The 14,316-nt window shown below is 74.7% G+C and carries 12 protein-coding genes; 2 read left to right on the forward strand and 10 right to left on the reverse strand.

Annotated features, from left to right (window positions below):
* Nucleotides 1-26: 26 nt before the first annotated feature.
* Genes VM95_RS04545 through pdhA form a run of 3 tightly spaced genes read right to left on the reverse strand, consistent with a single transcriptional unit; the run spans nt 27 to nt 3,619 of the window.
* Nucleotides 27-1,475 (reverse strand): dihydrolipoamide acetyltransferase family protein, encoded by a 1,449-nt coding sequence (locus VM95_RS04545; protein ID WP_045692692.1) that lies wholly within the window; start codon nt 1,473-1,475, stop codon nt 27-29.
* 15 nt (nt 1,476-1,490) lie between these two features.
* Nucleotides 1,491-2,465 (reverse strand): alpha-ketoacid dehydrogenase subunit beta, encoded by a 975-nt coding sequence (locus tag VM95_RS04550; RefSeq protein WP_045692693.1) that lies wholly within the window; start codon nt 2,463-2,465, stop codon nt 1,491-1,493.
* A complete protein-coding gene (gene pdhA, locus VM95_RS04555; protein WP_045692694.1) occupies nt 2,465-3,619 on the reverse strand; it encodes a pyruvate dehydrogenase (acetyl-transferring) E1 component subunit alpha in 1,155 nt (384 codons plus the stop codon). Before pdhA ends, VM95_RS04550 begins: the two co-directional genes overlap by 1 nt.
* A gap of 427 nt (nt 3,620-4,046) precedes the next feature.
* On the opposite strand from pdhA, the gene VM95_RS04560 reads away from it, so the two are divergent.
* Both VM95_RS04560 and VM95_RS04565 read left to right on the forward strand, forming a co-directional pair.
* Complete coding sequence (locus VM95_RS04560; RefSeq protein ID WP_045692695.1) at nt 4,047-4,706, forward strand: response regulator; 660 nt, start codon at nt 4,047-4,049, stop codon at nt 4,704-4,706.
* Nucleotides 4,707-4,831: 125 nt separating this feature from the next.
* Entirely contained in the window at nt 4,832-5,890 is a 1,059-nt protein-coding gene (locus tag VM95_RS04565; RefSeq protein ID WP_045692696.1) for a phosphotransferase, read from the forward strand.
* A gap of 4 nt (nt 5,891-5,894) precedes the next feature.
* Here VM95_RS04565 and VM95_RS04570 read toward each other — a convergent pair whose 3' ends face one another.
* The 7 genes from VM95_RS04570 to VM95_RS04600 form a co-directional block, all read right to left on the reverse strand.
* Complete coding sequence (locus tag VM95_RS04570; protein ID WP_063773450.1) at nt 5,895-7,553, reverse strand: protein kinase domain-containing protein; 1,659 nt, start codon at nt 7,551-7,553, stop codon at nt 5,895-5,897.
* Nucleotides 7,554-7,665: 112 nt separating this feature from the next.
* Nucleotides 7,666-9,063 carry a protein kinase domain-containing protein gene (locus VM95_RS04575; protein WP_063773451.1) on the reverse strand — a complete coding sequence of 466 codons (1,398 nt, stop codon included), beginning with the start codon at nt 9,061-9,063 and terminating at the stop codon, nt 7,666-7,668.
* A 234-nt stretch (nt 9,064-9,297) separates the two neighbouring features.
* On the reverse strand, nt 9,298-9,909 hold the full coding sequence (locus VM95_RS04580) for a bacterial proteasome activator family protein (RefSeq protein ID WP_208615401.1): 612 nt from the start codon (nt 9,907-9,909) through the stop codon (nt 9,298-9,300).
* 193 nt (nt 9,910-10,102) lie between these two features.
* A complete protein-coding gene (locus VM95_RS04585) occupies nt 10,103-10,828 on the reverse strand; it encodes a hypothetical protein (protein ID WP_045692698.1) in 726 nt (241 codons plus the stop codon).
* Nucleotides 10,829-11,013: 185 nt separating this feature from the next.
* A complete protein-coding gene (locus VM95_RS04590; protein WP_045692699.1) occupies nt 11,014-11,994 on the reverse strand; it encodes an NAD(P)H-quinone oxidoreductase in 981 nt (326 codons plus the stop codon).
* A gap of 36 nt (nt 11,995-12,030) precedes the next feature.
* Nucleotides 12,031-13,089 (reverse strand): potassium channel family protein, encoded by a 1,059-nt coding sequence (locus tag VM95_RS04595; protein ID WP_078859599.1) that lies wholly within the window; start codon nt 13,087-13,089, stop codon nt 12,031-12,033.
* Nucleotides 13,090-13,111: 22 nt separating this feature from the next.
* A complete protein-coding gene (locus VM95_RS04600; protein ID WP_045692745.1) occupies nt 13,112-14,296 on the reverse strand; it encodes a molybdopterin molybdotransferase MoeA in 1,185 nt (394 codons plus the stop codon).
* Nucleotides 14,297-14,316 lie beyond the last annotated feature (20 nt).

Here is a 14,316-nt window from a genome sequence, read left to right on the forward strand (position 1 = left end):
CCCCCTCGGTCGTTCCTCCGGGGCCGTCAGCCCCAGGTGATCAGCCGCTTCGGCTGCTCCAGCAGGCCGGCCACGTCGGCCAGCACCTTGGAGCCGAGCTCGCCGTCGACCAGGCGGTGGTCGAAGGAGAGCGCCAGCGTGGTCACCTGGCGCGGGACGACCTTGCCCTTGTGCACCCACGGCATTTCCCGGACCGCGCCGAAGGCGAGGATCGCGGCCTCGCCCGGGTTGAGGATCGGGGTGCCGGTGTCGACGCCGAAGACGCCGACGTTGGTGATGGTGACGGTGCCGCCCTGCATGTCGGCCGGCGAGGTCTTGCCCTGGCGGGCGGTCTCGACCAGCTCGCCGAGCGAGACGGCCAGGCCCGCGAGGGTCTTGGACCCGGCGTCCTTGATGTTCGGGACGATCAGGCCGCGCGGGGTGGCCGCGGCGATGCCGAGGTTCACCTGGCCCTTGACCACGATCTCCTGGGCCGCCTCGTCCCACTGCGCGTTGATCTCGGGGTGCCGCTTGATCGCGGTGAGCAGCGCCTTGGCGACGAGCAGCAGCGGGCTGACCCGGACGTCCCGGCCCAGCTCGCCGCTCTCCTTGAGCCGGCGGACGAACTTCATCGTGCGGGTCACGTCGACCTGGACGAACTCGGTGACGTGCGGGGCGGTGAAGGCCGAGGCCACCATCGCCTGCGCGGTCGCCTTGCGGACGCCCTTGATCGGCACCCGGACGTCACCGGCGGCGGAGACCGGCAGCGCCACCGGCGCCTCGACCGCGGCGACCGCCTCGGCCTCGACGGCCGGAGCGGGCACGGCCGCCGGCGCGGCCTGGGCCGCGGCGAAGGCGTGCAGGTCCTCGCGGGTGATCACGCCGCCCGCGCCGGTCGGAGTGACCGCGCGGAGGTCGACGCCGAGGTCCTTGGCCAGCTTGCGGACCGGCGGCTTGGCCAACGGCCGCTCGCCGACCGGCACTTCGGCCACCGGAACGACCGGGGCGACCGGGGCGACCGGCGCCGCCGGGGCGGCGGGAACGACCGGCGCGGCGGGCGCCGCGGCGACCGTGGTCGTCGTGGTGCGGCGGGCCCGGCGCTGGGTGCCGCCGGTGCGCGGGCCGTACCCGACCAGCACCTCCCGGCGCTCCGGCTCGGCCGGTGCGGCGGGCGCGGCAGCGGCAGCGGGTGCGGCGGCCGGAGCAGCCGGAGCAGCGACCGGAGCGGCCCCCGCCTCGCCGGCGACCGCGACCGAGATGATCACGGTGCCGACGTCGACCGTCGCGCCCTCGGGGAAGAAGAGCTGCTCGACGACCCCGTTGAACGGGATCGGCAGCTCGACCGCCGCCTTGGCGGTCTCCACCTCGCACACGACCTGCCCGTCGGTGACGGTGTCACCGGGCTTGACGTACCAGCTGAGGATCTCGGCCTCGGTGAGGCCCTCGCCCACGTCGGGCATCTTGAACTCGCGGAGCGAGCGAACTGCGGTGGTCATCTGCGCTCCCCGGGATCAGTACGCGAGCGCGCGGTCGACGGCGTCGAGCACGCGGTCAAGGTCGGGGAGGAAGGCCTCCTCGACGCGGGACGGCGGGTACGGCGCGTAGTAGCCGCCGACCCGCAGGACCGGTGCCTCCAGGTGGTAGAAGCACTTCTCGGTCAGCCGGGCGGCGAGCTCGGCGCCCATGCCCAGGAAGACCGGCGCCTCGTGCACCACGATCGCCCGGCCGGTGCGCTTGACCGACTCCTCCAGGGTGCGGAAGTCCACCGGGGAGAGCGAGCGCAGGTCGACGACCTCCAGGCGGCGGCCGTCCTCCTCGGCGGCCGCGGCGGCCTCCAGGCAGGTCTTCACCATCGGGCCGTACGCGATCAGCGTCGCGTCGGTGCCGGCGCGGACGATCCGGGCGTCGTGCAGGCCCAGGTCGGCGGCGTCGCCGACCTCGCCCTTGTCCCAGTAGCGGCGCTTGGGCTCCAGGAAGATCACCGGGTCGTCGGACTCGATGGCCTGGCGCAGCATCCAGTGCGCGTCGTGCGCGTTGGACGGGCTGACCACCCGCAGGCCGGCGGTGTGCGCGAAGTACGCCTCGTGCGACTCGCTGTGGTGCTCGACCGCGCCGATTCCACCCGCGTAGGGGATGCGGACGGTGACCGGCATCTTGACGTGGCCCAGCGCACGGGCGTGCATCTTGGCCAGCTGGGAGACGATCTGGTCGAAGGCCGGGTAGACGAAGCCGTCGAACTGGATCTCCACGACCGGGCGGTAGCCGCGCAGCGCGAGGCCGATCGCGGTGCCGACGATGCCGGACTCGGCGAGCGGGCTGTCGATGACCCGGTCCTCGCCGAAGTCCTTCTGCAGGCCGTCGGTGATCCGGAAGACGCCGCCGAGCTTGCCGATGTCCTCGCCCATCAGGACGGTCTTCGGGTCGTTCTCCAGCGACTTGCGCAGCGCCCCGTTGAGCGCCTTGGCGATGCTGAGCTGGCCGGCCATCAGTGCTTCTCCCCCGCCTCGAAGGAGGCCGCGTACTCGACGTACTCGGCCCGTTCCTCATCGACCAGCGCGTGCGGTTCGCTGTACACGTGGTCGAAGATCAGCGTCGGGTCCGGGTCCGGCATGCTGCGCACGCCCTCGCGCACCCGCAGCCCCAACTGCTCGCTCTCGGCGTCGACGGCGGCGAAGAACTCCTCGTCCGCCAGGCCCTCCTTCTCCAGGAGGGTGCGCAGCCGCAGGATCGGGTCCTTGGCCTTCCAGGCCTCGGTCTCCTCGGCGAGCCGGTAGCGGGTGGGGTCGTCGGAGGTGGTGTGCGCGCCCATCCGGTAGGTGAAGGCCTCGATCAGCACCGGGCCGTTGCCGCTGCGGGCGTGGTCGAGCGCCCAGCGGGTGACCGCGAGGCAGGCCAGCACGTCGTTGCCGTCGACCCGCACGCCCGGGAAGCCGAAGCCGGAGGCGCGGCGGTACAGCGGGATCTTGGTCTGGGTGGTGGTGGGCTCGGAGATCGCCCACTGGTTGTTCTGGCAGAAGAACACCACGGGGGCGTTGTAGACCGAGGCGAAGGTGAAGGCCTCGTTGACGTCGCCCTGGCTGGAGGCACCGTCGCCGAAGTACGCGATCACCGCGTCGTCGGCGCCGTCCTTGGTGATGCCCATCGCGTAACCGGTGGCGTGCAGGGTCTGCGAGCCGATCACGATGGTGTACAGGTGGAAGTTCTTCTCGTTCGGGTCCCAGCCGCCGTGGTTCACGCCGCGGAACATGCCGAGCAGGTTCAGCGGGTCGACGTCGCGGCACCAGGCCACGCCGTGCTCGCGGTACGTGGGGAACGCGTAGTCGCCGGTGCGCATGGCGCGCCCGGAGCCGACCTGGGCCGCCTCCTGGCCGAGCAGCGAGGCCCACAGGCCGAGCTCGCCCTGGCGCTGGAGCGCGGTGGCCTCCCCGTCGAACCGGCGCACCAGCACCAGGTCGCGGTAGAGGGAGCGCAGCTCCTCCGGGGTCACGGTGAGGGGGTACTCCGGGTGCTCGACCCGCTCGCCTTCCGGCGTGAGCAGCTGGACGAGCTCCGGCTGGGCGTCCGTACCCGTGGCGCGGAGGGTGTCAGGGACAGCGGGGGCCGCCTTCTTGCGGGTCCTCGCCGTGCTTTTGACGGTCACGTTCACTCCTCGGTCTGTCCGGCCGCCCGGGGTCGCCGGTGACCGGTCCGGTCACCGCCTCGCGGGGCGCGCGTGGGTGTGCGCACCTACTGCGTGGCAGGTGGTGATCCTGATCCGACGGCGCTCCCGCACGAGAACGTTACCCAGCGTCCGCCCACGGCGCTTTTGCGCTAGGACGTCCTACTTGTTCGGGGTCCACAACCCCGAGGGTGCCGCGTTCGGCTCGCCGTCGGAAGGGTGGGGGTGACGGTCGGCGTGACGCAGCTCTCATTTCGAGCGCCTTCAGGACACCAGCGCACGCTATCCGGGCGGACGCCCGTACGTAAGGGGGTTCTCGGTATCGGTTTCGGTCGAGTGTGGCCGGATCCCGCCGGTGCCGGGGACCGGGCGATAGGTCTGCCGTACGGTGATATGGGAGGCTTTGGGCGTGACTCAGAACGGACATATCAGGGTATTCCTGCTCGACGACCACGAGGTGGTCCGGCGGGGCGTACACGATCTCCTCTCGGTCGAGGACGACATCGAGGTGGTCGGCGAGGCCGGCACGGCCGCCGAGGCGCTGTCCCGGATCCCGGCGGTCCACCCCGACGTCGCGGTGCTGGACGTCCGGCTGCCGGACGGCAACGGGGTCGAGGTGTGCCGCGAGGTGCGGTCCCGGATGCCGGAGCTCAAGTGCCTCATGCTGACCTCGTTCTCGGACGACGAGGCGCTGTTCGACTCGATCATGGCGGGCGCCTCCGGCTACGTCCTGAAGGCGATCCGCGGCACCGACCTGATCACCGCCGTCCGGGATGTCGCGGCCGGCCGCTCGCTGCTCGACCCGGTCGCCACCAGCCGGGTGCTCGCCCGGCTGCGCGACGGCGGCGAGAAGGAGGACCAACGGCTGGCCCAGCTCACCCGGCAGGAGCGGCGGATCCTCGACCTGATCGGCGAGGGGATGACCAATCGTCAGATCGGCAACGAGTTGCACCTGGCCGAGAAGACGGTGAAGAACTACGTCTCCAGTCTGCTCGCCAAGATGGGCATGGAGCGGCGGACCCAGGCAGCGGCCTTCGTCGCCCGGCGGCAGGCCGACCACCAGCACTGATCGGACCGCTTCACAGATCTGACAGTTTGTCAAGGACCCCAACCGGGTGGCCATAACCTCTGGCTGTGACTTTCAGCCAGACCCTCGCCTGTGCCCCGGCCCGTCCCGATCTCTCCGCCCCACCGATGGGAACCCTCAGCCCGCCCGTCCCGCACGCCGCACTCGCCGAGGTCCTGGACCGCTACCCGGTGGGTCGCCTGCTGACCGCCGAGCCGGTCGCCGAGGGTCTGCTGAACCGGGGGTACCGGATCACCGCGGAGTCCGGCCCGTACTTCCTCAAGTGCTACGTCGACGCCGCCACCGCCGCCCGCCCGAAGATCCTCGCCCACCACCGGGCGATGGCCGACCTGCAGGCCCTCGGGCTGCCCGTCGCACCCCCGCTGAGCCGCACCGGGAGCTCCGCCACGGTGGCCGCCCTGGACGGCCGGCTGTTCGCCCTGTTCCCTTGGGTCGACGGCCGGCACCGGCACGGCACCGAGCTGACCCCGGCGCGGTGCGACGCGCTCGGCACGCTGCTCGGCCACCTGCACGGCGCCCTCGACGACGTGTGCACCCCGCTCGACCAGCCCGCCGGCTACCGCAGCGCCGACCCGGCCGACAGCGCCGACCTCGCCCGCGACCTGCGCCGCCGCGCCCGCGAGCACCGCCCGCACGGCGACCTGGACGCACTGGCCGCCCGCCGCCTGACGGAACGGCTGGAACTGCTCGCCGAACACGCCCACCGCCGCCCGGCCCCGCAGGCCGCCCCGCCCACCGGCTGGACCCACGGCGACTTCCACGGGCTCAACCTGCTGTACGGCCCCGGCCCGGACGGGGACGCGGCCGGGGACGGCGGACCGGTGGCGGCGGTGCTGGACTGGGACAAGCTCGGCCCGCAGCCGCGCGCCGAGGAGGCCGTCCGCGCCGCCACCCTGCTGTTCAACGACCGGGCGTCCGGCGTGCTCGACCTGGTCCGGGTCCGCCGCTACTCGCAGGCGTACCGGGCGACCGGCGCCGCCACCGCCGAGCACCTGGCCGCCGCCGCCCACCGGGTCTGGTGGGAGCGGCTGAACGACTTCTGGATGCTGCAGTGGCGCTACCAGCGGGCCGACCACCGGGCCGACCCGCTCTACCCCGCCTCGGCGGGCCAGCTGGCGTGGTGGTGCCAGGAGTACGAGCAGGTCCTGGACGCCTTCGCCAACTGACCCGTCAGTTGCCGGTCCCAGGGAGCGTCGGCTTGCTCGTCGCCGTGGGCAGCGGCGGCGGGTTGGAGGCCGTGCCGCCCCCGCTCGGCGTCGACGGCGCCGAGGTCGCCCCGCCCGTGGCCGTGGCCGACGAGGTGGCGGTCGGCGTGTGGGTGGCGGTCGCGGTCGGCGACGGCTCCCGGGTGTGCCGCGGCGACGGCGACATGTTGTTGCCGCTGCCGGTCCCGCCGTAGCTGCCGTTGTCGGTCGGCGGCTGCGACTTCTTGGTGGCGGGCGTGGTGGGCTGCTGGCTCTGCGACCCGGTCGGGGTCGGCGCGGTGGACTCGGTCGTGCTGACCACCGAGGCGGGGGGCGTGGGCGTGTTCGTGCCCTTGTCCTCGCCGCCGAACGCCGCCGCCATGCCGATCCCGGCCGCGAGCAGCACGGCGGCCGCGCCGGCCACCCAGGCCCACGGCCCGCGCCGCCGCCGGCCGTCGTCCTCGTGGTCTCCGCCGCCGGCGCCGCCACCGCCGTACGGGCCGCCGCCGGCCCCCGGGTACGGCGTCGCCGGGGTGTGCGGGCCGCCCGGGGTGGAGTAGGGCAGCACCGAGGTCCGGTCGCCGGCGCCGAGCGCGCCGAAGGCCGCGGTGGCCGCGGTCTCGTCGGCGGGCCGCAGCACCTGGGTGGCACCGGTGTCGCCGACCCAGCCGGGGCCGGCGCCGTGCATCTCGCGCAGCGCGTGCTGGACGTGCGCGCGGAACTCGTCGGCGTCCTGGAAGCGGTCGTCCGGGTTCTTGGCGAGCGAGCGCAGCACCAGCGGGTCGAGGTTGGCCGGCACCCGGCCGTTGGCCTGCGAGGGCGGCACCGGCATGTCCTGGACGTGCTGGTAGACCACCGAGAGCGGGGTGTCGCCGGTGAACGGCGGGCGCAGCGCGAGCAGCTCGTAGAGCATGCAGCCGGCCGCGTACAGGTCGGAGCGGTGGTCGACCGGCTTGCCGAGCGCCTGCTCGGGCGAGAGGTACTGCGGGGTGCCCATGACCATGCCGGTCTGGGTCATCGTGGTGGCCCCGCCGGTCAGCGCCCGGGCGATGCCGAAGTCCATCACCTTGACCGCGCCGGTGTTGGTGATGATCACGTTGGCGGGCTTGATGTCGCGGTGGACGATCCCGTGCCGGTGGCTGTAGGCGAGCGCCTCCAGCACCCCGGCGATGATGATCAGCGCCTGGTCGACCGGCGGCGCCTCCTCGTCCACCAGCAGCTCGCGGACGGTGCGGCCCTCGACCAGCTCCATCACGATGTACGGCGTGGACTCGTCCCCGACGTACTCCTCGCCGGTGTCGTAGACCGAGACGATCGAGTGGTGGTTGAGCGCCGCGACGGCGTGCGCCTCGCGGGTGAAGCGCAGCCGGGCGACCTCGTCCTGGGCCAGGTCGCCGCGCAGCAGCTTGACCGCCACCGTGCGGCCCAGCCGGATGTCCTCGGCGGCGAACACCTCGGCCATGCCGCCCCGGCCGAGCCGGTGGGTCAGCCGGTAGCGGCCGTCACCGACCGTGCCTATCGGGGCGGAGGTGCCGCGGCCCGGGGTCTGCGGCCCGCCGCTCCCGGGCTGGGGGAACCTCGGCGTCCCGCCGGTCCCACCGTCCGCCCGGGCACCGCCGTCGTCCGGCTGCTGCGTCTGTGCCATCGCTCCTCGCCCCGGGCGTTCGCTCGGATCGCGGTGCCCTGTCGCTTGCGTATCCCCGAACGCTACCGCTTCCGGAGAGGGTGCGTAGCACGCCCGAATCCGGCGGAGACCGTCAGATCAGGGCATTCCGGTCAGTCGGGGCGTCCAGGACCAGGACGGCCGCCGGCGGAGCGGCGTGCCCGACCTTGCCGCCGGTCTTCTCCTGCGCCTTGTTGACCACGATCGCGATGATGATCCCGGCCAGCACCAGCACGCCGACGATGATCGCGATCACCACCGCGGCCGTCGAGCAGCCGCCGCCGGAGGGCTTCGGCTGCTGGTACGGCGGCATCGGCCGCGGCGGCGGGGTGTGCGCCGGCTGCGGGAACTGCGGGCGCGGGGTCTGGTACGCCGGCGGCGGGGTCTGGTACTGCGGCCGCGGCTGCCCGCCCTGCTGCAGGTACTGCGGCTGCGGGGTGTGCGGCGCCTGCGGGGCCGGGGTCTGGTACGCCGGCGGCGGGGTCTGGTACTGCTGCCCCGGGAACGGCTGCGGCGTCTGCGGGGCGTGCGGCGCGGCGTGCGCCGAGCGCGGGCCCTCCCCGATCACCAGCGGGGTGCTGGCCTGCAGCCCGCGCCCGCTGCCGCCGCCCTTGGCGGCCTCGATCAGCCGCTCGGCCTCGTCCCGCATCTCCGCCGCGCTCTGGAACCGGTGCGCCGGGTCCTTGCGCAGCGCCTTGGCGACGTAGGCGTCCACCTCGGGGGTGACCGCCCGGTTGACCGCGGAGGGCGCGGACGGCTCCTCCTGGACGTGCTTGTAGGCGATCGAGAAGGCCGAGTCGCCGTCGAAGACCAGCTGCCCGGTGAGCATCTCGAAGAGCATCACGCCGACCGAGTACAGGTCGGAGCGGGCGTCCACCGGCTTGCCGAGCGCCTGCTCGGGCGAGAGGTACTGCGGGGTGCCGACCACCATGCCGGTCTGCGTCATCGACGTGACGCCGGACTCCAGCGCCCGGGCGATGCCGAAGTCCATGACCTTGACGTTGCCCTTGCGGTCGAACATGACGTTGCCGGGCTTGATGTCGCGGTGCACCAGGCCCATGTCGTGCGAGGCCTCCAGCGCGTTCAGCACGCCGACGGTGACCCGCAGGGCCTCCTCGGTCGGCATCGCGCCCTGCTGGGCGACCGCGTCGTTGATCGACTCCCGCAGGCCCTTGCCGTCGATCAGCTGCATGACGATGTACGGCGTGCTGGAGCCGTCCGCGGCGACGTCCTCGCCGCTGTCGTACACCGTGACGATGTTCGGGTGCTCGAGCCGGGCCACGGCCTGGGCCTCGCGGCGGAACCGCTCCTTGAACGAGTCGTCCCGGCCCAGGTCGCTGTGCATGCTCTTCAGCGCGACCTGCCGGCCCAGCACGCTGTCGTAGGCGAGGTGCACGGAGGCCATGCCGCCCTCGCCCAGCAGCCGCTGCAGCACATAGCGGCCGTTGCCCAGGGAGAAGCCCTCGACCGCCGCGTTGCCGTGCTCGCTCATGGTCCTCTGCTCCCCCTCGGCGCGGCGCGGTGCCGCGACCGTGACGTTCGGTCTCTCGTCCGTGCGTGATGGGCCCGGCCCGCTGGCCCGGCAGACCCCTGTCGCGGCGGATTCGGCCTGCGACAGGGGTCAGAGTAGCGGCTCGCGCCGACGTCGAACGGCCCCGGGGGCCGCACCCGGCCCGGGACCGTACGCCACCCCCCGGTGGCGGGTCGGCGGCCGCGGCGGTGGCGCCTACAGGTACGGGCCGGAACGGATGCCGCGGCCCTGGCCCGACTCGTCCTCGTCCGCCTCGCCCCCGTGCAGACCGGGCGGCAGCGCCCGGCGCATCTGCTCCAGCTGCGCCCGGGCCGCCATCTGCTGCGCGAACAGGGCGGTCTGGATGCCGTGGAACAGGCCCTCCAGCCAGCCGACCAGCTGGGCCTGGGCGATCCGCAGCTCGGCCTCGGTCGGGATGGAGTCCTCGGTGAACGGCAGCGACAGCCGCTCCAGCTCGGCGACCAGCTCGGGGGCCAGCCCGAGCTCCAGCTCCTTGATCGAGCTGGCGTGGATGTCCTTCAGCCGGGCCCGGCTCGCCTCGTCGAGGGGCGCCATCCGGACCTCCTCCAGCAGCTGCTTGATCATGCTGCCGATGCGCATGACCTTGGCCGGCTGCTCGACCATCTCGGTCACCGGGAGCTCGCGGGGCAGGTCGCCCTCGTCGTCCCCGTCGTCCGCGGCGGCGAACCCCTGGCCCACGGGCAGCCCGTCCGGTCCGACGATCAGCACCTTCTGGCCGTCCTGCGACTGCCCGCCGGCGGCCCGGAAGGGCTCCTGGGACGGGCGCTCGTTCATCGGATTCGTCATGAACAACATTCTCTCTCACTGGGGTTGGTCGGGCGGAAGCCCCCGTGCGTCCCGCCGGCCTGCGCCACCCCGCACGACGGTACGCCCACCGGGCGCGGACCGGAATCCGTACGGGTACTCAGATCCCGCGCGGCCGCACCGCGGCGGCCGTCGAACACCCCGGGCCGGAGGACCGCGCCGCCGCCCGCAGGCCCTAGCCGCGCCGCAGCCGCAGCCCGACCAGGCCCACGCCGCAGCCGATCAGGCCCAGCCCGACGCCCAGCGGCAGCTGCACCGTGGACGCGTCCTGCCAGCGGGCCGGCAGCACGACGGGCGCGGCAATGGCCGCGACGGTCTGGCCGGAGGCCACCGGAACGCTCTCCGAGGCCGGGTCGCCGGTGGGCGAAGCCGCGTCCGGGTCGCCCGGGTCGTCCTCCGCCGCCTGGTCCGGCGCCTGCTCGACGCCCTGGTCGGCGGCCTGCTCGGGCGCCAGCTCCGGCACCTGTTCGGGAGCCTGCTCGGCGGCGGCCTCGGCCCGCTCGGGCATCGAGCCGGGCCGGTGCCGGAGCACCCGGGGGTCGACGCCCTCCGGGTGCGGACGCACGGGGTGCTGCGGCGGCGCGGCGGCCGGGGTCCGAGCGGGCCCGGGCGCGGGTGCCGACCCCGGTGCGGTCGGAGCGGCCGCCCCGGACGGGGGCCCGCCCGAGGGCGCCGGGGCGGGAGCGGACACCGCCCCCGGCGAGGGCGCGGCCGCCGCGATCGAGACGACGGCCAGCGGCAGCGTCACCCCCAGCACGGTGGCCGTGAGGAGCCGCCGCGCCCGGCTCGGACGGGAGTCCGGGCGGGAGCGGCGGCCACGGCGGTTGCGACGGTGGTGCGGCGGAACGGGCAGCGGCCCGAGGAGCGCGTGCGCGCGGAACGCGCGGGAAGGTGCGGCCACGGTCGGAGGTCCTTCCGACGGCCGACCGCGCCCGGGGGCGGGTCGGCGGCGGGACAGCTCGCGACCAGCCTCACACAATCCGACAACAAGGGCATGTCGGACCTCGGCCCGGGCCCCCGCCCGGAGGGCCCTCAGGCGCTCGGGCGCTCAGGCCCGCAGGACAGCAGCCCCCAGGCCCGCAGCCCTCAGGCCCGTCGCAGCACGACCTTCCCGACCTGCTCCCCCGCCTCCAGCACCCGGTGCCCGGCCCCGGCCTCGGCCAGCGGCAGCACCCGGTCCACTACCGGCTTCACCACCCCGGACTCCACCAGCGGCCACACGTGCTCCCGCACCGCCGCCACGATCGCCGCCTTCTCCGCCAGCGGCCGCCCGCGCAGGTTGGTGGCGATCACCGCGGCGCGCTTGCGCAGCAGCAGGTTGAGGTCGAGCTCGCCCTTCACCCCGCCCTGCAGCCCGATGATCACCAGCCGTCCGTTGACCGCCAGCGCCTCGACGTTCCGCTGCAGGTACTTGGCGCCCATGATGTCCAGGATGACGTCCGCCCCGGCCCCGCCGGTGGCCTTGCGGACCTCCTCGACGAAGTCCTGCTCGCGGTAGTCGATCGCGACGTCCGCACCCAGCTCGACGCAGCGGGCCAGCTTCTCCGGGCTGCCCGCCGTGACCACGACCCGCGCGCCGACCGCCTTGGCCAGCTGGATCGCCATCGTCCCGATCCCGCTGGCGCCACCGTGCAGCAGCACCGTCTCACCGGGCCGCAGGTGGGCGGTCAGGAAGACGTTGGACCACACCGTGCACGCCACCTCCGGCAGCGCCGCGGCCTGCTCGGGGCCCAGACCCTTCGGCATCGGCAGCAGCTGCCCGGTCGGGACCGGGACCAGCTCCGCGTACCCGCCGCCGGCCAGCAGCGCGCACACCTCGTCGCCGACCGCCCAGCCGGACACCCCCGGCCCGAGCGCGACGATCCGCCCCGCGCACTCCAGCCCGGGGTACGGCGAGGCGCCGGGCGGCGGGTTGTAGAAGCCCTGCCGCTGGAGCAGGTCGGCACGGTTGACGGCGGTGGCCGCCACCTCGACCAGGACCTCGCCCTCGCCGGGCACCGGGTCGGGCACCTCGGCCCAGACGAGCGCCTCGGGACCGCCGGGTACGGGAATCGTCATCGCATGCATGCCCCGAACCTACTGCGCGGCACGGCAGTTCCCGCGTCAGGCCCCGCCGCCGGTCGCCCTGATGACGATGACCCGGTCGGTCAGCTGCAGCACCGCCGCCTCCGGCTCGTTGTAGTTGAGCACCCGCCGCCCGCGCACCACCGCGACCACCAGGTCCGCGCAGTCGCGCGGGCCGTGCCCGGCCTCGGCCCGGGTGACCGGGCGCTCCACCACGTCCAGCCCCTGCCCGTACGTCAGCAGGTCCTCCATCACCGCCCCGGCGTGCGGGCTGAGCATCGACAGGCCGAGCAGCCGCCCGGCCGAGCTGGAGCTGGTGACCACCACGTCGGCACCGCTCTGCCGCAGCAGCGGCGCGTTCTCGTCCTCCCGGACGGCCGCCACCACGGTGGCCGTCTTGTTCAACTGGCGCGCCGTCAGGGTGATCAGCACCGCCGTGTCGTCCCGCTCGGGCGCGACCACCACCCGGGCGGCCACCGGCAGCGCCGCGCGGACCAGGGTGTCGGTGCGGGTGGCGTCGCCGACCACGCCGACCAGGCCGTGCTGCGAGGCCTGCTCGACCGCCTTGCGCTGCGGGTCGACGACGACGATCTCCTCCTTCTTCACCCCCTGCCCGAGCAGGGTGTCGACGGCGCTGCGCCCCTTCGTCCCGTACCCGATGACGACGGTGTGCTCGCGCACGGTGGACCTCCAGCGGTTCAACCGCCATTGCAGGCGGGTCCGTTCGGTCAGCACCTCCAGCGTGGTGCCGACCAGGATGATCAGGAACAGCACCCGCAGCGGGGTGATGACGAGGATGTTGATGAGCCGGGCGCTGTCGCTGTACGGCGTGATGTCGCCGTACCCGGTGGTGGAGAGCGTGACGGTGGCGTAGTACGCCGCGTCCAGGAAGCTGAGTTCGCCGCCCGCGTTGTCGTGGTAGCCGGCCCGGTCGAGGTAGACGATCACACTGGTGGCGACCAGGACGGCGAGCGCCAGCAGCAGCCGCGAGCCGACCTGCCGGACGGCGGGCTCGGCGCGCCGCGCGGGCAGCACGATCCCGGCGTCCGCCCACGGATCCGTCCCCGGCCCGGCGGCCGCTCGTCGCAGGCGACTCATGCTCCCGCCCCGCTTCGCGCACTCACGGAGCCTCCACCAGCTCGACGGTCTCCCCCGCCGCGGCGCCGCCGGGCGGCACCACGGCCAGCGCCTCGGCCCGGGCCAGGCCGCGCAGCATCGCCGGGCCGTCGAAGGCGAGCGGGCGGACGCCCTCGGCGCCGCGGCGGACGGGCAGCAGCCGGGTGTCCGCCGGGTGCCCGGGCAGCGCGACGGCGGCCGGCGCCGCGGCGGGGCTCTCGGCACCGCGCCCGCTGCGGGCGCGCAGCAGCGGCAGGGCGAGCGTGACCATGCCGGCCACGGCGGCCAGCGGGTTGCCGGGCAGGCCCACCAGGTGCCGCCCCCCGGGGAGTTCGGCCAGCAGCATCGGGTGCCCCGGCCGGACGGCCACGCCGTCCACCAGCAGCCGGGCGCCGGCCTCGGCCAGGGCCCGGTGCAGGAAGTCGACCGGCCCGGCCGCGGTGCCCCCGGTGGTGACCACCACGTCGGCCCCGGAGTGCCGCAGCGCGTCCCGGAGCAGCCCGAAGTCGTCCCGCACGCCTCGGACTTCGGCCACCTCGGCCCCGGCGGCCCGCAGCCAGGGCGGCAGCAGCGGCCCGAGCGCGTCCCGGACCAGGCCCGGCCGGGGCACCCCGGAAGCGAGCAACTCGTCGCCGAGGACGAGCAGCTGGACCACCGGACGGCGGTGGACCGACAGCCGGTCGTGGCCGCAGGCGGCGGCGAGGCCGAGCACGGCCGGGCCGACCGGCACGCCGGCCGGCAGCAACTCCTCGCCCCGGCGGCACTCCTGACCGCGCGGCCGGACGTCCTGACCGGTGGTCAGCGGCGTCGGCCCGCACGCGTGCAGCAGCGTGCCGTCGACGCGGCCGTGCTCGCGGCGCAGCACCGCCGTGGCGCCGGGCGGCAGTTGGGCACCGGTGGCGATCTCCACGGCGGCCCCGTCGTCCAGCGGCGCCACCTCGGTGCGGCCGGCCAGCACCCGCCCGGCCACCCGCCAGGGGCCGGGCCCCGCGACCGCCCAGCCGTCCATCGCGGAGGTGTCGAAGGCGGGCAGGTCGGTCAGCGCGGTGAGCGGCTCGGCGAGGGTGTGGCCCAGCGCCTCGGCCAGCGGCAGACCGAGCGCGGGCAGCGGGCGCAGCCCGGCCCGCCGCGCGGCCTCGCGGGCCTGCGGCCAGCCGAGCACCCCGGGGCCCGCGTGCGGTGCGGCCATCGCGGTCTGCCCGACCGTGC

The sequence above is a fragment of the Streptomyces rubellomurinus genome (assembly GCF_000961885.1).
Taxonomy (GTDB): Bacteria; Actinomycetota; Actinomycetes; order Streptomycetales; family Streptomycetaceae; genus Kitasatospora; species Kitasatospora rubellomurina.